We start from the raw sequence: 16,929 nt of genomic DNA, 5'->3' as shown, positions 1-16,929 counted from the left end.
GAAATATATACAACACGTCTTGGAGTTTAGCAAATAAATGATCTGCCGGTAAATACGCGCCGTTAAATTTAACGGAGGTATGTTAGATTGATGGGCTTAAAGGCTTTGAGTTTAAAGGCAAACCTCAATCTCCTAACATGCTCAAATTTCTGAAACTCGCAGTTTTTTTACTTATCCTCTCTCACAACTCCCAAGCCCAAAAAGCCGCCGACAAAGAAGAATGGCTATCTCTGTTCAATGGCAAGGACCTGACGGGCTGGGACATTAAGATTGCTGGGCATAAGGTGAATGATAATTACAAAAACACATTCATTGCCGAGGATAACATGATCCGGGTGAACTATAAGTAATATGATAAGTTCACGACCGAATATGGGCATATGTATTACAACAAGCCCTTTTCTCATTATAAAATCAGGCTTCAATATCGCTTCACAGGAAACCAGGTGCCGGGCGGCGCTTCCTGGAATGTAAGGAACAGCGGCATCATGCTGCATTCGCAGTCGGCTGCGAGCTTGGGTCTGGATCAGGATTTCCCTATTTCTTTGGAAATGCAATATTTAGGCGGCTTAAATGCCCGCGAAAGGACAACTGGCAATCTTTGCACACCTGGAACGATTGTTGAAATAAACGGAAAAGTGGACCAGGCGCATTGCATCAACTCCACTTCAAAAACTTACAATGGCGACCAGTGGGTTACTGCTGAAGCAATCGTGCTAGGTGATTCCATTGTTTATCACATGATCGAAGGCGACACCGTTCTGGTGTTTACCAATCCAAAAATTGGCGGTGGTTATGTAGGTAAAAATCATACATTTAAGGATGGAAAAGTGGGCAGCGAGGAAGACTGGGTTCGTAAGGACAACACGCCATTGGGCAGCGGCTACATTGCATTGCAGGCCGAAAGCCATCCGATCGATTTCCGGAATATTCAATTACTGAATTTGAAAGGATGCATGAACCCAAAGGCAACCAACTATAAATCTTATTACAAATACCCCGATAACAACACCTGCACGTTTAATAAGTAGTTTACAACGGTGACGTGTTGGCTCAGTCACGCGTCGTGGTTTTGATTATATTTGGTAACCATCATATTTTCTCAACACATTCACAACATGAGCATTGTTCAGCGTGTCCTCCGCAAAGCCGAGTCAATTAAAGATCATTACTTCCCGATTAAGGAATTTGATCAGGCGACGCTTCCCTGGATTGATAAACCTAATGCCGATATCGCCGGTTTTTTGAAAAAAAATCCGCCACGATACAATGTGCCTTACGACATGGCGGATAAACTAAAAGGCTGGGAACAAAACGGTTATGTAGTTTTGGAGAAAATAATTCCAGAAGAAATGATTGACAAGTTTTGGGGTGATTTTCAAGAGCTCGTTCAAAACCCGGACAAATATGATCTCTCCGTCCGCATTGATCTGGACGAATTCAAACCCAACCAGGAACGGAACATTAAAGAATTTCCCAAAGAAGCACTGCTTGGCAAATACGTAAAGATCAACGACTTCCATAATTCTTCCGTGGCTGGCAAAAAGTTGATGACGCACCCTTACATCGTGTCATTTCTGGAAGCCATTTTCAATCAGCAGGTTGTGGTGATGCAAAGTTTGGTTTTTATGTACGGAAGCCAGCAACCAACGCATCAGGACTTTCCCTGGGTGACTGCCAAAATCCCGAGCCATTTGGCGGCAGCGTGGATTGCTCTGGAAGACATTAAGATTGATTCGGGCCCGCTCTACTATTACATCGGCTCCCACAAAATGCCTAAATTTAATTTTGGCAACGGTATTTTATTCAAAAAAGAGTCAACAAAATCGCCTCTTGAATTTGCTCAGTATCTCGACCAAACCTGCACAGAACATCAATATCCAAAAGAAACTTTACTTATTAAAAAAGGGGACGTCCTCATCTGGCATGCGGCACTCGCACATGGCGGTTCAATGATCACGAATCCCGAACAAACCCGAAAATCTTTTGTCTGCCATTATTCAACGGAGCAAGCATTGCCTTACCACAGAAATTTCATAGCACAAGTGCCTGTCAAACAAGATTACAACGGCGTTTATATCTACGACAACCCGGTTTTCCCGCAATCTGAGGATGTATTGAAGTAATTTATAACCAATTCATTTTTGGTTTTTTATATTTTTGCAAAAAATGGACGTTTATACTGGACACAGCATCGTCCATTTTTTGTTTTATCTAATCTGCCCAAAGGCCGTATCTTCCTGAATGAAAAATACAACACTCCGGTTTGTCTTGATTGTGGGTTTGCTCGCCGGGGTAAACTGGTTGGCTTCCCAGTTCTTTTTCCGGCTGGATCTTACTGAGGACAAACGTTATAGCATCTCGGACGCAACAAAGGCGCTTTTGGGCAATTTAGACAAAGATGTAGTAGTCAATGTTTATCTCAGCGGTGACCTGCCAGCTGGCTTTGAGCGGCTTGAAGCTGCTACGCGCGAGACACTTGACGAATTTAAGACTTATGCCAACGGACACTTAATCGTTAACTATTCCGATCCTTCCGAAGCGACCAGTGAAGAGCAGCGGCAAAAGCAGTTCCTTAACTTGGTTGACAGAGGGTTAACCCCGACAAACATATTCGATAATGAAGACGGGAAGCGAACGGAAAAGATCGTTTTTCCGGGTGCAATTGTTCAGGCGGACACACTGTCCGTTCCTGTCCAGCTTTTGAAGGGCAACAGGTCGGCTACGCCAGAAGAGCAGCTCAATCAATCGTACGAAGGTGTTGAGTTTGAAATCGCGTCAGCTATTCGACTGCTAGGCAACCAGGAACACAAAAAGGTTGGTTTGGTTGTCAGCCATACTAAGATCTCTCCCGCGCGTCTAAGTGATCTTATTGCAACGATCCAGCAGAATTACGATGTATTTCTGGACATGAACAACCCCGAGTCCTATGCCGGATTGGACGCATTACTGATCTTAAAACCAGACAGCGCTTTCTCCGAAGACGAAAAGTTTAAGCTGGATCAATATATCATGGGCGGCGGTAATGCTTTGTTTTTCGTGGACGGCGCACGTGTCGACAGCGTCAGTCTGGACGGAAATTATGCGCAGCCATTGGATCTGAACCTCAGTGATCTTTTTTTCAAATGGGGCGCAAGAGTTAACACCAATCTTGTTAAGGATCTCAAAAGCAGCGCGGAAATTCTTCTAAATGTTGGCAATCTGGGTGACAAACCAGACATTAGACCCGTGCCCTGGCGCTTTTTCCCTTTGTTGAATAATTTTGGTAAACATACCATTACGAGGAATGTTAATTCCGTTTATACAAGATTTCTAAGCTCGATCGATACGGTTGGAGGCGCTGACAACATTAAGAAAACGCCTTTGCTAATGACCTCCGAAAATACCCAAATCCTCAACGCGCCCGTGCTTGTTGGTTATAACGAGGCACGTAATGATCCTGATCCGGCAACTTATACTGGCGGGCCGAAACTGGCCGGTGTTCTTTTAGAAGGGTCGTTCACTTCCTTGTTTGCAAACCGGATTTTGCCGGGTGATCCGAGAGCGGCAAAATTTAAATTAACCGGAAGCCCAGCCAAAGTCATCATTTGTTCGGACGGAGATATCATCGTGAACGATTATGATTATAAAAGGAATGCGCCATTACCGCTGGGTTATGACCGAGTGACCAGGCAAACCTTCGGAAACAAGGACTTCGTGATGCATGCGCTTGATTACATGACGGATGCAAACGGACTGATTAATGCACGCAGCAAACAAATTGACATTCGGGCATTGGACAAAATCCAGATCAGGGAGGATAAAAAGTTTTGGCAAGCACTTAATTTATTGCTCCCAATTGCCTTGATAGGAGTTTTTGGTGGATTACGCTACTATCTTCGAGGCCGAAAATTCGCTTAAAGCACCGTACTTCATCGGTTATTTTTTATACTTTTGTTCCCTACAAAAGGATTTTCAAATCCGCTATTTTATAAATTTATCATCTAAACACTTACGTCACGAATTATGAAGTTTGTCGTTTCGTCATCAGTTCTACTCAAACAGCTGTCTGCTATAAACGGTGTCGTTTCAACGAACCCAATTGTGCCCATTTTAGAGAACTTCCTTTTGTCATTGGAAGGAAATACATTAACCGTGACGGCTTCTGACCTTCAAACAGTGATGATCACTGAAATTGAGGTTGAATCTTCCGAAAAAGGGGCCATTGCTATCCCTGCTAAATTATTGCTGGATACGCTCCGCGGATTGCCCGAGCAACCAATCACATTGCAAGTAAACAGCGAAACATTCGGAACGGAGATCATTTCCGATAATGGCCGCTATAAGCTTTCTGGTGAAAATCCGATTGATTTCCCGAAAACACCAGCCGTAAATCGCGGTCAGTCGGTTGACTTTTCGTCCTCATCATTAGGCGCAGCCATTGCAAACACATTATTTGCGACAAGCACGGATGACCTTCGTCCTGCTATGACTGGGGTTTTCGTTCAAATGGGGACAGAGAATGCAACATTCGTGGCAACTGACGGTCACAGGCTGGTAAGATATCGTCGGACTGACATTAAATCTGAGGTCGACACTTCCATGATCATCCAGCGCAAGGCATTGAATTTATTGAAATCGTGTCTGCCATCCGAAGATCTGCCGGTTAAGGCTGAATTCACGTCCAGTAATGCGTTTTTCAGCTTTGGAAATATCCGCATGATCTGCCGTTTGATTGACGAGCGTTTTCCAGACTATGAAAACGCAATTCCAACGAATAACCAAAATACACTTACCATAAACCGGATGGAAATCCTTAGCTCGCTAAGACGTATTTCCATTTACTCGAACAGAACAACGCACCAGGTTAGGTTAAAAATGTCGTTGAACGATCTGGTTATCTCTGCTGAGGATCTTGATTATTCCAATGAAGCAAATGAACGCCTGATGTGTGAATATAATGGTGACGATATGGAAATCGGCTTCAATGCGAAGTTTCTGATCGAAGTGCTAGGTAACCTTTCAAGCAAGACTATCACATTCGAATTGTCTGCTCCTAACCGCGCTGGTTTGATTATCCCGGTTGATCAGGAAGAGAACGAAGATATACTTATGCTGGTGATGCCTGTAATGTTGAATACTTACGTTTAGTATTTGATTTATCACAGCGTTTAAAGCAATAAATTACCCAACCCCTTAAAGGTTACGCAATAGTTTACCCCAACCCCTTAAATGGGCTTACGTCACATACAAGAATATCGCAAAGTCCCTTTAGGGATTTAGGGCTCTGATACCACGATGATCCGGCTAGACTTAGCCGGATCTCCTTGTTTCAAAGCCTTCTATACCAATCATTTAACTTATTTTAACAATCAACTACGAAAAAAATCGTAGTTGATGCTTGCAAGTACGATTTTTTTCGTAGACATTTGGTACGAAGATTATCGTATAACATTCTCGCCATGTACATCAAGCCGACCGATTCTGAATTAGAAATTTTAAATTACTTATGGCAAGCCGGGCCCAGCACGGTTCGTGCAGTGCACGATGCATTGTCTGCTACCAAAGATGTCGGCTATACAACGACATTGAAGTTAATGCAGATTATGCATGACAAAGGACTTTTGTATCGTACCGAACAAGGGCGTTCGCATATTTATGTAGCGTTGCTGGGAAAAGAGGAAACGCAGCAGAACTTGCTGGGCAAGCTGGTTGAAACTGCATTTCAAGGATCGGCTGCGCAGATGGTTATGCAGGCGCTCGGGAATCACTCCACTTCCAAAGAAGAATTAGATGAAATACGTGAGTTATTAAATAACCTTGAAAACAATCGTTAGCCATGAACCTTATCAAAAGCCTTCTTACTGACGCGACCATCGCTTCTTTTGGATGGACATTAATCCATTCACTTTGGCAGGGCACATTGATTGCAATCCTTGCCGTTGCCAGTTTCTACCTGTTTCGCCGCAAGTCAGCTAAATTTGAAGTACATACTCGGCGTCGGTTTTCTGGCCGCTCAGGTTCTCGTATCCGTGCTGACATTTTCTTATTATCATTTTAAGGCAACCTCAGCGGCAATAGCAGGAGCAACTGTAACGGGCAAATCTGCTGAAATGCTACACTTGGCCAGCTCTACCGCAAACCGTGCGATCAACCTGAAACTTTCTCTTTCCTCTAAAATGCAAATGTGGCTATCCGCTCATTTGAATGAGCTTGTAGTATGCTGGCTTATTGGCGCGGCTTTTCTCCTCCTGCGTTTTTGCTGGCGGTTGGATTTTTACAGAAAGACTGAGGGTAAAAGCGAAAATCGTAATGGACAAAGAATGGCGCGCGCGATTTGGTGTAATGACTGCGAAAATGAACATTACACAGTCCGTGGAATTCCGGGAGACAGCTAAAATCGTCACGCCGATGGTCATCGGTGCGCTGCGCCCTGTGGTATTAATTCCTATCGGACTGCTCTCAGGATTTTCTACGGCACAAATTGAAGCGATTCTGGCCCACGAACTGGCGCATATCAGGCGTAATGATTATTTGATCAACATGTTACAATCATTTGTGGAAGTCGTTTTCTTCTTCCATCCCGCTATCTGGTGGTTATCTGACCGCATTCGCGCCGAGCGTGAGCATTGCTGTGACGACATTGCATTAAGTGTTTGCGGAGACAAAATGTCGTTAGCGCACGCATTGGTGAAAGTGGCCGAATGGCAGCGTACGCCTGGATTTGCAATGGCATTTGCATCAAAAAAACCATTGCTTTTACAAAGGGTTCAGCGCGTTTTGGGATTAAATCCTAAACCAGCCAGAACGCTTGGAAATTTGCCCATTATGCTTTTCGCTTTGAGCTTGGTTATTGGGGTGTCAGTTTATGCTGTGGCGCAAAAGAGTGAAAAGCAAAAGGAAGGGAAAAAGATAGCGAAACCGGTCAATAAAAAGCATAAGCAGCAAACTTATAAAGTTAAAGAGGGTGATGTATATGAAGTTGCCGCCATCGAACCTGCTGAAATACGCTCAGACGACGTTGCCGAAATCAGCATTCCGGAATTTGACATTCCTGAATTTGAAATCCCTGACATTGACCTATCCGGCATGGCGGCCGTTCCATTCATGAACGACTCGACTCAGAAGAAAATGAATGAGATCCATCGCAAGTTGCAAGCGCTTCAAACGGAAATGGAGCCTTATAATCAGCGCATTGAGGAGCTCAATCTTGAAATGGAAAAATATCGTTTTGACGTTGAACGTGTAGAACGAAACATGGAGAAACTCGAATGGAAGAAAGAAGGTGCGATGGAACTGCGAGAAGATTTGATGGAAAAAAGGTCATCTCTTTTGGAAAGAACGCGGTCTAATGATGCTAAAACAAATGAATCGGAACTGGAAAAGCAACTGACTGATTTTGAGCAACAAATCAAGGTGCAAGAGCAAGCGATCTCTGAATTAAACGCACAAATCGCGTCAACAAGAAAAGAAGCATTGAAAGCAGAGGAACCTATCCGCAACCTTGAAAAAGAAGTGGACGGCCTTCGTGAAAAAATGGAGGCGATAAGTGAAAAAATGGCAGTTGAATCGCGGGGTCTTGAAAAATTTGAAGCAGTATCAATTTTGAAAGCAAGGACTGCCAAAGCACCACGTGCGGCAAAAGCCACCACAATCCGGCGTGGCCAAGCACCTCCGCCACCGCCAGCTCCTGCAAGGCCGGCAAAAGCACCAGCAGCACCGAAACCACCGGTTCCTAACAAATGAAAAAAATAAAGCGGGCAATGTGATCATTGCCCGCTTTATTTTTGGTTGCATATCTTACTTATTCTACCTCAATAATCACATCATCACTCATCGGGTGACTGACGCAGGTTAAAATAAATCCTTCGTTCAATTCCGCCTCCGAAAGTGCATCCTCTTCATCCAAATGCACTTTCCCGGATGTACACCTACCTAAACAAGCCGTACACATTCCCGCCTGACACGAATAAGGCAAATCGATGTCCATGTTCAATGCCGCTTCGAGCACTGTTTCATGCGGTTTTACAGGCAACTTGTATTCTGCACCTTCATAAAACAATGTGATTTCACGTGTTTTCAATGTGTCGTCGTCTTCTTCCAAAGTTACTTCGCCAGGTTGGGCAGCGGTTGCCGTCATAAAACTTTCTTTGCGAATCTTATTCTCAGGAACGGCCAGAATGGCTAAGGCCCGATGCGCTTCTTCCATCATATCATCCGGTCCGCAAAGAAAAACTTCGGCTTCGGATTTATTCAATGTGGGGAGCTTCTCTAACATTTTAAGCAAATGGCTCTTATTCAAACGTCCCTTCTCCCCTTCCCAGGTTTCCGACGGCTGGCTTAATGTATGCACCACTTTCAAGCGCTCACCATATTTCGCTTGTAAAGCGTCCAGCTTATTCTTAAATATAATACTTGCCTCGTTCCTGCTACCATAAATAAGGAAAACCTCGCTCTCCGGCTCCACCATTAATATTGATTTCAAAATAGAAAACAACGGCGTTACGCCACTTCCGGCCCCTATAAAGACGACTTGCCGGGTTTGGTCATCACTTTGCTTTGGGAAAAACGAACCCATAGGCTCCATAACTTCCAGCGTATCACCTACTTTGACAGAATCGAGCAATAAATTAGACGCATAACCGCCAGGAACCCTCTTTATCGTAATGGCCAAGGAAACATCCGTATAAGGCGAACTCGACATGGAATAGGAACGCCTGATTTTCTTATCATCAACCGGCAAAAGCAAAGTTAGGAACTGCCCGGGCCTATAAGCAACCACCTCATTCAGCGGATGCCAAAAATGCAGCGTCGAAGCCTCCTCAGTTTCCTTTTCAATTTCTTTGACCTTCAAAAAATAATACTTACTCATTAATTCTGATATTGCGATTAACAGCTGATTCCGTTTGTCGGAAATACAAAAGCCTCACAGGTAACACCTATGAGGCTTTGATGATTTCAATTCTTATTATTTTAAAGTCGCAACCGCGTCCTTAATGCGCTGAACAGCTTCAACGAGCGATTCGTCAGCAGCCGCAGTGGAAATACGGATGCAATCGGGTGCACCGAAACCTGAACCAGCCACTGTTGAAACATAGGAATTGTTTAACAACCAGTTTGAGAAGTCGTCGGAGTCATTGATTTGTGTGGTTCCGTCTGACTTTCCGAAGTAATAACTCACGTCAGGAAATGCGTAAAATGCTCCCTGAGGCACATTTACCTTAAATCCGGGAATTTCTTTCAATAACCCAACAACCAGGTCACGGCGGCGTGCGTAAGCTTTCGTCATTTCAATTGTTGGCTCCGTAGGCCCGTTGAACGCCGCAGTTGCCGCTTTCTGAGCGATGGAGTTGGTTCCTGAAGTGACCTGGCCTTGCAATTTTTCAACACCGTCGGCGATCCACTTCGCAGCAGCCGTAAAACCGATTCTCCATCCGGTCATTGCATAACCTTTTGCAACTCCATTCACTGTGATTACGCGGTCTTTCAACGCAGGAATTGATCCAATGCTAAAATGGCCCTCGTCCGTAAAGTTGATATATTCGTAGATTTCGTCAGCCAAAACATAAACATCTTCGTGTTTTTCAATCACGGCTGCGATCTCTCTTAATTCTTTTTCTGAATAAACTGCTCCGGTTGGATTATTAGGAGAAGCATACATGACGATTCTGGTGCGTGGCGTGATGGCAGCTTCCAACTGCGCAGCGGTCACCTTGAAATCATTATCAAAAGCACCATTAATTATAACCGACTTACCCTCAGCAAGTTTCACCATTTCAGAATAGCTTACCCAGTAAGGCGCAAAAATGACAACCTCATCACCCGGATTGATCAATACCTGGATCACATTGGCCAGTGAATGTTTCGCTCCGGTAGAAACCACGATATTCTCGGGCTTCCAATCTATATTATTGTCGCGCTTTAACTTGTCGGCAATTGCCTTGCGCAAATCAGGATAACCTGCAACCGGAGAATAACCATGAAAACCATCATCAATAGCCTTCTTCGCAGCCTCGCAAATGTGCGCAGGCGTCTTAAAATCTGGTTCTCCTACGCTTAGACTAATTACTTTGTGGCCCTGTGCGGCCAATTCACGCGCCATTTTAGTCATCGCAAGCGTCGAAGATTCTTCGAGTGCGTTGATCCGGTCGGCCAATAACCGGGGTGCAACCTGGGTTTGCTCTGCTACTGCGGACATTGCAACAAATAATTTAGTTAAAAAAGATACTGCGATCTGTATGAACAAATTGCCCGCAAAGGTACGTGTTTTTTAGAAGTTGTATTGTGTAATGCAAAGAAAGATTTGTGAAAAATAAGCGTTACCAAAAGAAAAATCTACGTCTAAGGAGAAACTCATTTTTTAACTAACACTTCTTCCAGATGAAAACGGAGATCACTATTGAGGAAATAAAATTTTTGGCCAACATTCCTGATGATCTGCATACGCCTGTGCTGCGCGTTGCAAACGGCTTGCATCATCGGGCCAAATATCCAAAAGACAAAATTTTTCTACTGCTGGTCAAGATGTTGCATAGCCCAAAAAAGTATGCATTATCGAGGAACAAAATGACAAATCTTGCCAAGATCGCATATGAATATAAAAGAAATGGCAAGGAAATTACGCTTACAGACGACGGCAAGGAGCTGTTATTCAATGAAGAAGCAGTATTAACCTTGGAGGAAAAGGATACGCAGCAAAAGCATTCATTTCTTCTGAGGGAAGATAAGCTGCATTATACCATTTTTGGCAAAGAGCACATTGAAGCCGGCGCATTATTGCAAATGGAGACAGCGGCAAGTTTACCCATTTCCATTGCGGGTGCCCTAATGCCGGACGCTCACCAGGGATATGGGCTGCCTATTGGCGGCGTGCTCGCGACTGAAGCCGACAAAGTGATCCCATTTGCCGTGGGCGTCGATATTGCTTGCCGGATGTGTATGTCTGTGTTTGACTTGCCTGCGGATTACCTGAAACGGGAGCCACATTTTCTTAAAAAGATCCTGACGGAAAATACCAAATTCGGCATGGGTGGGGAAACGACGCGCAAATATGACGATAGTGTTATGGATCTTCCGGAATGGAATTCGGTAAAAATTGTCCGCAATCTCAAAGACAAAGCTTACCGCCAGTTGGGGACTTCCGGCACTGGAAATCATTTTGTCGAGTGGGGAACTGTGGAGGTTTTTGAGGATGATCCATTGCTCAAACTTCCAAAAGGCACTTATCTGTCATTGCTTTCCCATTCCGGCTCACGGGGATTTGGCGGCAATGTTGCTAATCACTATTCGAAAATTGCGATGCAAAAGACCGTTCTTCCAAAGCCAGCAGCCCATCTCGCATGGCTGGATCTGAATACACAGGAAGGGCAGGAATATTGGATCGCCATGAATTTGGCTGGGGAGTACGCCTCTGCCAACCACCACGAAATCCATAATAAGATTGCCCGCGAACTAGGGCATAAGCCATTAAGAATGATCGAAAACCACCACAATTTTGCCTGGAAAGAGCAGCTAGCCGACGGCAGGAATGTCATTGTTCACAGAAAAGGCGCGACGCCGGCTGGGATTAATGAGCTTGGCATCATTCCCGGGTCAATGAGTCAGCCGGGTTATGTAATTCGCGGAAAAGGAAGCGCTGAGGCCATCAATTCCGCTTCACACGGTGCCGGGCGCGTTATGTCCCGCACGAAAGCATTTTCGACGACTACAAGAAGTGAAATGAATAAGGTTTTAGAAGATGCGGGAATTCAGCTCATTGGCGGCGATCTTGACGAATCGCCTATGGTTTACAAAAACATCGACAAAGTTATCGCTGCACAAGCCGACCTTGTAACTGTTCTGGCTAAATTCTCACCAAAAATCGTAAGGATGGCAGACGCCAATCGGAAAGAAGGAAGAGAGGATTAGGTTAAATACCCAATTCGGCCTTCACATCATTCAGTGTATGCCAGGTTTTGTTTTCTGTTTTAATTTTAATTGCTCTTAAATAATCTGCTAGATCTTCGATGCTGTCAAAATCCGACAGTTCATTCAGTAAAGATTCGTACTCAGCGATCGGGAGAACAGCAAATTTTGGTTTTCCCGACTCCTCTATGATTTGTGCATGTAGGTTCATTAGTAAATGTGTTTTCGGTGTCCGATATCGATTATCTCGATAATCCTTAATGCGTCTTCCTTGTCAAAAAGAACGCGATAGTCTCCTATCCTTAAACGAAAAACCGCTATTGGATGATTTTGCAGCCGCTTTACATTTCGTGCATCAATCGGATCCGCAGAGAGTTCTTCCAGCTTTTCCAAAATTTGCGAAGCGTCGCGCTTAGAGATCGCCTTTAAGCTTTTGAGGGCTCTATTAGTAAAAATCAGTTTGTACATTAGATTATAGTGTGCTTTGATAAAATTAAGCATCCCAATCCGAATTGCCAAACATTCAATAACCGAACTTCCTCTAAAAAACTTCCCCCAAATTCACAAACAACCCTCTGGACCCTTTCATGCCGAAACCGTAATCAATAGCAACATTGGCTCTGGATTTTTTGTTGACTTTAATCCTTAAACCAACGCCTCCGCCGGGTGCTACTTTCGTGAAGTTGTTTGAGGGCCAGTTCGATACGCTTTGGGCATTTCCGAAAACTACGGCGCCTATTAAGCCGTTGCGGGTAAGCGACATTCGATATTCAGTTTCAAAATATAACAATTTTGGACTGCGAAAACGGCCTTGAATGTAGCCGCGACCCATGGCGGTTGCAGGGTCCCAACCGGTGCTTGGGAGATCGAGATAAGGAGCTTTACCACTCACAACCAGCCAGTTGTAGTTCCAGAACGCAAGTGTGTTTCTACTGCCTTGCGGGAGATTGAAATATTTTCGAATATCAACAATCACTGAGTTCCAGTTGCTAGTGCTATTCAGTTTTTTCAGGCTTGATCGATATTGCACGCTTGTATAGAAGCCCTTTTCCGGGTTGATGGAGTTTGTACGGTTATCATAAACCAATGTGGCGACTGGCCCGGCTGATCTAGATTTTAGCGTTAACCCGTATTTGGTAACGTCTGGATTACTGTCTTCCTGACGAATATGCCAGCGGTAATCGTAAAAGAACCCAAGTCCAGCATAAAATGACTCGGTAACCTTTTTCAAGACCGTTTGATGTAGTCGAACATGCTTGTAATCAATTTCGGAGGCATCACTCAGCTCACTGTTTGGCCCGAGACCGTAGGTGTCCTGCGGATATTTGAAATAACGCCAATCGGTGAGAATATTAAGGTCATTATTACGTGTCCAGATGCTGGCTTGAAGCGGAACCGTGATTTGTTTGTATTGGGTGTAAATAAAGTTTGCGGTAATGCTCGATAACCTGGTTTTATGCGGATTGCTGGAATAAAATGCGGAATTCACATTCATTGAACCGATAAGGCCCGAGGTCAATGTATAGCCGAAAGCAGGAACGATAGAGAACAGTACTTTGCCCGTTTTCAAAACCGTGTCAATTTTAACCGAATCCTGCCGATTTTTTTTCCGCAGGCCTTTAATTACATCAATGATATCCTTCTGCAAAACAACCTTTTCGACTGAATCCGCCTTTGCTACGGGTTGATCATCAGGGATTTGCATGGTTCGGCTGTACGATTCCACACCTGTGAACGACAGGTAAAGAAACAGTATCAATATGCGTAAAAAATTTCGCTTCAACTTATTTATGGGGGTAACATTTGTAACAAATCATTTTTATACCAAAATGATACCTAAACAAAAACGCCACCGATTCGCAATGAATCAGTGGCGTTTTGTAAACAGTTAAAAGTGAATTAAGCCAATGCAGCTTTCAGATTTTCATCAATTGCATCAAGGAATTCCTCAGTATAAAGGTAATGCTCGCCGTGTTTCACGTCATTTCCGTGAATGTTGACAGCAAGATCCTTCGTCATTTTACCACTTTCAACCGTTTCAACACACACTTTTTCAAGAGCAAGACTGAAATCGATCAATGGTTGGTTGTGGTCCAACTTTCCACGGAAAGCCAAACCACGTGTCCACGCAAAAATGGACGCGATTGGGTTTGTGGAAGTTGGCTTTCCTTTTTGGTGCTCGCGATAGTGACGTGTTACTGTTCCGTGCGCAGCCTCCGCTTCCATGGTTTTGCCATCTGGCGTTACCAAAACAGAAGTCATCAGACCTAATGAACCAAAACCTTGCGCAACTGTATCTGACTGAACGTCACCGTCATAGTTTTTACAAGCCCAAACAAAGTTACCTTCCCATTTAAGTGCGGAGGCAACCATATCATCGATCAGACGGTGCTCATAATGCACTTTTCCTGCGTAATCACTTTCGTAAACTTCCTGGAAAATATCCTTGAAGCGACCGTCGTACTTTTTAAGGATTGTGTTTTTTGTCGAAAGATATAATGGCCATCCTTTGTCCAATGCAACGTTGAAACAAGCATAAGCAAATCCACGGATCGACTCATCAATGTTGTACATTCCCATCGCAACACCCGCGCCTTTGAACTGATAAACCTCGTGCTCGATCACATTGCCATCTTCGCCTTCAAACTTAATGGTAAGCTTTCCTTTTCCAGGAACAACAAAATCAGTTGCTTTATATTGATCACCAAATGCGTGACGTCCAACAATGATAGGAGCTGTCCAGTTTGTAACCAAACGAGGCACATTGCTCATTACGATGGGCTCACGGAAAACGGTTCCATCCAAAATGTTACGGATTGTTCCGTTTGGCGATTTCCACATTTGTTTCAGATTGAACTCTTTAACGCGGTCTTCATCCGGTGTAATAGTCGCACATTTGATACCCACGCCATATTCTTTAATCGCATTTGCTGCATCTATGGTAACCTGGTCATTCGTTTCGTCGCGGTATTCCACGCCTAAATCGTAATATTTAATATCCAGTTCCAGGTATGGCAGAATCAGTTTTTCTTTAATAAACTTCCAGATAATTCTGGTCATTTCGTCTCCGTCAAGCTCCACTACGGGATTTGCAACTTTAATTTTGCTCATGTCTTGTTTATAAACTATGGTTAAAGAATTTAAAATGCGAGCGTGAAAGTACGAACAATAGCATTAAAAAGGCGAAAAAAGGAGAACATTGTTAAGGAGTTAACTTTGGCAGGTTAACCCTAAATTTCGATATTGTCTGCCTAATTTAAACACGCAAAGAATGGACAAAGCGGCGCTGCGCAGGGATTTTCTTTTGAAACGAATGAATTTGACAGAGAACGAAGCATCCAGCAAAAATGACCTGATTTGCAGAAATCTCATCCAGTCAAGCACATTAAGCGGCGATGAAACCATCCACATTTTTTTGCCCCAAATCAATAAAAAGGAAATAGACACCTGGAACATTATCAATGCGTTACAGACATTATTCACGGGCATTCGCATTGCCGCGCCTTTTGTTATTCCAAAGACAAAAGAAATGCAACATTACATATTAGATGTCCAGACTCGGTTGATAAGCAATCAATGGGGCATTCCCGAACCTGACCCACAAACTTCAAAGCCTGTGCAAGTTCAGAAAATCGATGTCATTTACATTCCGTTACTCGCCTTTGATGAGCATGGTTACCGGGTAGGATACGGCGGTGGATATTATGACCGCTTTTTAGACAAATGTCGTGCAGATGCAGTTAAAACCGGACTTTCATTCTTTGAGCCCGTTTCAAAAATTGATGACATTAATCCTTATGACATTCGAATGGATTCCTGTATAACACCTGAAAAAACCTGGATCTGGTGATATGATCTGCTTCTTATCCTGAATTTCAGCGCTTAAAATGTTAAAATCCACATTCATTCTAAAATTCCTCGTAAATTTGCGGCACTTTTCAATTGCTCAGGCAGGAGAAAGTAAATCAAATTTCTATCCACTTTTTATCTTAATGCTAGAATGAAAATCGCAGTAGTAGGCGCTACCGGTTTGGTAGGCGGCGAAATCCTCAAAGTGCTCGAAGAGCGTAATTTCCCGGTGACGGAATTGTTGGCCGTTGCATCTGAAAGATCTGTTGGTAAGGAAGTTACATTCAAGGGTAAACAGATAAAGGTGATCGGATTTGAGGAAGCCATTGCAGCCAAACCTGAGATAGCAATATTTTCAGCAGGTGGAGGCACGTCATTGGAGCTTGCACCAAGATTCGCAGAAGCCGGCATTACAGTAATCGATAATTCCTCGGCATGGAGAATGGACCCAACTAAAAAACTGGTTGTTCCGGAAATCAATGCAGGTGAATTGACAAGAGAAGATAAAATTATTGCAAATCCCAACTGCTCAACCATTCAAATGGTGGTGGTTTTAAATCCTTTGCATAAAAAATATAAAGTCAAACGAGTGGTTGTTTCCACTTATCAATCTGTAACCGGAACAGGTAAGGCGGCGGTAGACCAGCTTTTCTCGGAACGCGCGGGCGATCATAGCAAAGGAAAAGTTTACCCGCATCAGATTGACCTGAATGTGCTGCCGCACATTGACGTATTCCTGGATAACGGCTATACGAAGGAAGAGATGAAAATGACAAACGAAACGAAGAAAATCATGGGCGACGACAGCATTGCTGTTACAGCCACAACGGTTCGTATCCCAACCATCGGCGGTCATTCAGAGGCGGTTAACATCGAATTCGAAAATGAATTTGACCTCGACGAAGTACGTCAGATTTTGAGCGAAGCGGAAGGTGTGATTTTGCAGGATGATCCTAAAAAAGCACTTTATCCCATGCCATTAACGGCTCACGGAAAAGACGAAACGTTTGTCGGCCGTATCCGTCGCGACGAATCTCAGCCTAAAACCTTGAACCTATGGATTGTGGCTGACAACCTTCGCAAGGGTGCAGCAACGAACACAGTTCAGATTGCTGAGTTCCTGGCTAAGCATGATTTGGTAGGCGTTGCGCAGGCTGTTTAAGATTTTTTGGAATATATAATAAGAAGGAGCTGCTG

Annotated in this window: 15 protein-coding genes and 1 pseudogene; 10 read left to right on the top strand and 6 right to left on the bottom strand. The window is 43.9% G+C overall.

Annotated features, from left to right (window positions below; genetic code table 11):
- Window positions 1-137: 137 nt before the first annotated feature.
- The 7 genes and pseudogenes from MUK70_RS24000 to MUK70_RS23970 all read left to right on the top strand — a co-directional run bounded on the left by MUK70_RS24000 (window position 138) and on the right by MUK70_RS23970 (window position 7,725).
- Window positions 138-1,031 (top strand): annotated as a pseudogene (locus tag MUK70_RS24000) (3-keto-disaccharide hydrolase).
- An 87-nt stretch (window positions 1,032-1,118) separates the two neighbouring features.
- Window positions 1,119-2,126: a phytanoyl-CoA dioxygenase family protein gene (locus MUK70_RS23995; protein ID WP_234658478.1), complete on the top strand. Its 1,008-nt coding sequence runs from the start codon at window positions 1,119-1,121 to the stop codon at window positions 2,124-2,126.
- Window positions 2,127-2,244: 118 nt separating this feature from the next.
- Entirely contained in the window at window positions 2,245-3,900 is a 1,656-nt protein-coding gene (gldG, locus tag MUK70_RS23990) for a gliding motility-associated ABC transporter substrate-binding protein GldG (RefSeq protein WP_234658480.1), read from the top strand.
- Between the two features lie 105 nt (window positions 3,901-4,005).
- The gene (gene dnaN, locus MUK70_RS23985) at window positions 4,006-5,130 is read left to right on the top strand and encodes a DNA polymerase III subunit beta (RefSeq protein ID WP_234606011.1); all 1,125 of its coding nucleotides are present in this window, start codon (window positions 4,006-4,008) and stop codon (window positions 5,128-5,130) included.
- A gap of 311 nt (window positions 5,131-5,441) precedes the next feature.
- Complete coding sequence (locus MUK70_RS23980) at window positions 5,442-5,816, top strand: BlaI/MecI/CopY family transcriptional regulator (protein ID WP_234606012.1); 375 nt, start codon at window positions 5,442-5,444, stop codon at window positions 5,814-5,816.
- A gap of 144 nt (window positions 5,817-5,960) precedes the next feature.
- Window positions 5,961-6,377, top strand: coding sequence for a hypothetical protein (locus MUK70_RS23975; protein ID WP_244784517.1), 417 nt, complete (start codon window positions 5,961-5,963; stop codon window positions 6,375-6,377).
- Window positions 6,292-7,725, top strand: a complete 1,434-nt coding sequence (locus MUK70_RS23970) for a M56 family metallopeptidase (protein ID WP_244784515.1) — start codon at window positions 6,292-6,294, stop codon at window positions 7,723-7,725. Before MUK70_RS23975 ends, MUK70_RS23970 begins: the two co-directional genes overlap by 86 nt.
- Before the next feature lie 58 nt (window positions 7,726-7,783).
- Here MUK70_RS23970 and MUK70_RS23965 read toward each other — a convergent pair whose 3' ends face one another.
- Together MUK70_RS23965 and MUK70_RS23960 are read right to left on the bottom strand one after the other, a co-directional pair.
- Complete coding sequence (locus tag MUK70_RS23965) at window positions 7,784-8,851, bottom strand: ferredoxin--NADP reductase (RefSeq protein WP_234658484.1); 1,068 nt, start codon at window positions 8,849-8,851, stop codon at window positions 7,784-7,786.
- A gap of 96 nt (window positions 8,852-8,947) precedes the next feature.
- Window positions 8,948-10,177 (bottom strand): pyridoxal phosphate-dependent aminotransferase, encoded by a 1,230-nt coding sequence (locus MUK70_RS23960; protein WP_234606015.1) that lies wholly within the window; start codon window positions 10,175-10,177, stop codon window positions 8,948-8,950.
- Between the two features lie 182 nt (window positions 10,178-10,359).
- On the opposite strand from MUK70_RS23960, the gene MUK70_RS23955 reads away from it, so the two are divergent.
- Window positions 10,360-11,886, top strand: coding sequence for an RtcB family protein (locus tag MUK70_RS23955; protein WP_234658485.1), 1,527 nt, complete (start codon window positions 10,360-10,362; stop codon window positions 11,884-11,886).
- Window position 11,887: 1 nt separating this feature from the next.
- Here MUK70_RS23955 and MUK70_RS23950 read toward each other — a convergent pair whose 3' ends face one another.
- The 4 genes from MUK70_RS23950 to MUK70_RS23935 form a co-directional block, all read right to left on the bottom strand.
- Window positions 11,888-12,094: a prevent-host-death family protein gene (locus MUK70_RS23950; RefSeq protein ID WP_234658486.1), complete on the bottom strand. Its 207-nt coding sequence runs from the start codon at window positions 12,092-12,094 to the stop codon at window positions 11,888-11,890.
- Window positions 12,094-12,351, bottom strand: a complete 258-nt coding sequence (locus tag MUK70_RS23945) for a type II toxin-antitoxin system RelE family toxin (protein ID WP_234658487.1) — start codon at window positions 12,349-12,351, stop codon at window positions 12,094-12,096. The genes MUK70_RS23950 and MUK70_RS23945 overlap by 1 nt, the downstream gene beginning before the upstream one ends.
- Window positions 12,352-12,424: 73 nt before the next feature.
- Complete coding sequence (locus MUK70_RS23940) at window positions 12,425-13,588, bottom strand: BamA/TamA family outer membrane protein (protein WP_234658488.1); 1,164 nt, start codon at window positions 13,586-13,588, stop codon at window positions 12,425-12,427.
- Window positions 13,589-13,782: 194 nt separating this feature from the next.
- Window positions 13,783-14,994, bottom strand: a complete 1,212-nt coding sequence (locus MUK70_RS23935) for an NADP-dependent isocitrate dehydrogenase (RefSeq protein ID WP_234658489.1) — start codon at window positions 14,992-14,994, stop codon at window positions 13,783-13,785.
- Window positions 14,995-15,154: 160 nt separating this feature from the next.
- Between MUK70_RS23935 and MUK70_RS23930 the strand changes: the two genes are divergently transcribed.
- Both MUK70_RS23930 and MUK70_RS23925 read left to right on the top strand, forming a co-directional pair.
- Complete coding sequence (locus MUK70_RS23930; RefSeq protein ID WP_234658490.1) at window positions 15,155-15,733, top strand: 5-formyltetrahydrofolate cyclo-ligase; 579 nt, start codon at window positions 15,155-15,157, stop codon at window positions 15,731-15,733.
- Between the two features lie 150 nt (window positions 15,734-15,883).
- Complete coding sequence (locus MUK70_RS23925; protein WP_234606022.1) at window positions 15,884-16,894, top strand: aspartate-semialdehyde dehydrogenase; 1,011 nt, start codon at window positions 15,884-15,886, stop codon at window positions 16,892-16,894.
- Window positions 16,895-16,929: the final 35 nt, after the last annotated feature.

It is taken from the genome of Dyadobacter chenwenxiniae, assembly GCF_022869785.1.
GTDB lineage: Bacteria > Bacteroidota > Bacteroidia > Cytophagales > Spirosomataceae > Dyadobacter > Dyadobacter chenwenxiniae.
The sequence above is the reverse complement of the archived record's forward strand: the minus strand, read 5'-3'. Positions and strand labels throughout refer to the sequence as shown.

Coding starts and splice junctions, on each gene's coding strand:
- MUK70_RS23955 (WP_234658485.1), top strand. CDS start 10,360: ATGAAAACGGAGATCACTATTGAGGAAATAAAATTTTTGGCCAACATT.
- MUK70_RS23935 (WP_234658489.1), bottom strand. CDS start 14,994: ATGAGCAAAATTAAAGTTGCAAATCCCGTAGTGGAGCTTGACGGAGAC.
- MUK70_RS23995 (WP_234658478.1), top strand. CDS start 1,119: ATGAGCATTGTTCAGCGTGTCCTCCGCAAAGCCGAGTCAATTAAAGAT.
- MUK70_RS23970 (WP_244784515.1), top strand. CDS start 6,292: ATGGACAAAGAATGGCGCGCGCGATTTGGTGTAATGACTGCGAAAATG.
- MUK70_RS23930 (WP_234658490.1), top strand. CDS start 15,155: ATGGACAAAGCGGCGCTGCGCAGGGATTTTCTTTTGAAACGAATGAAT.
- MUK70_RS23965 (WP_234658484.1), bottom strand. CDS start 8,851: ATGAGTAAGTATTATTTTTTGAAGGTCAAAGAAATTGAAAAGGAAACT.
- dnaN (WP_234606011.1), top strand. CDS start 4,006: ATGAAGTTTGTCGTTTCGTCATCAGTTCTACTCAAACAGCTGTCTGCT.
- MUK70_RS23945 (WP_234658487.1), bottom strand. CDS start 12,351: ATGTACAAACTGATTTTTACTAATAGAGCCCTCAAAAGCTTAAAGGCG.
- MUK70_RS23980 (WP_234606012.1), top strand. CDS start 5,442: ATGTACATCAAGCCGACCGATTCTGAATTAGAAATTTTAAATTACTTA.
- MUK70_RS23960 (WP_234606015.1), bottom strand. CDS start 10,177: ATGTCCGCAGTAGCAGAGCAAACCCAGGTTGCACCCCGGTTATTGGCC.
- gldG (WP_234658480.1), top strand. CDS start 2,245: ATGAAAAATACAACACTCCGGTTTGTCTTGATTGTGGGTTTGCTCGCC.
- MUK70_RS23950 (WP_234658486.1), bottom strand. CDS start 12,094: ATGAACCTACATGCACAAATCATAGAGGAGTCGGGAAAACCAAAATTT.
- MUK70_RS23940 (WP_234658488.1), bottom strand. CDS start 13,588: ATGCAAATCCCTGATGATCAACCCGTAGCAAAGGCGGATTCAGTCGAA.
- MUK70_RS23925 (WP_234606022.1), top strand. CDS start 15,884: ATGAAAATCGCAGTAGTAGGCGCTACCGGTTTGGTAGGCGGCGAAATC.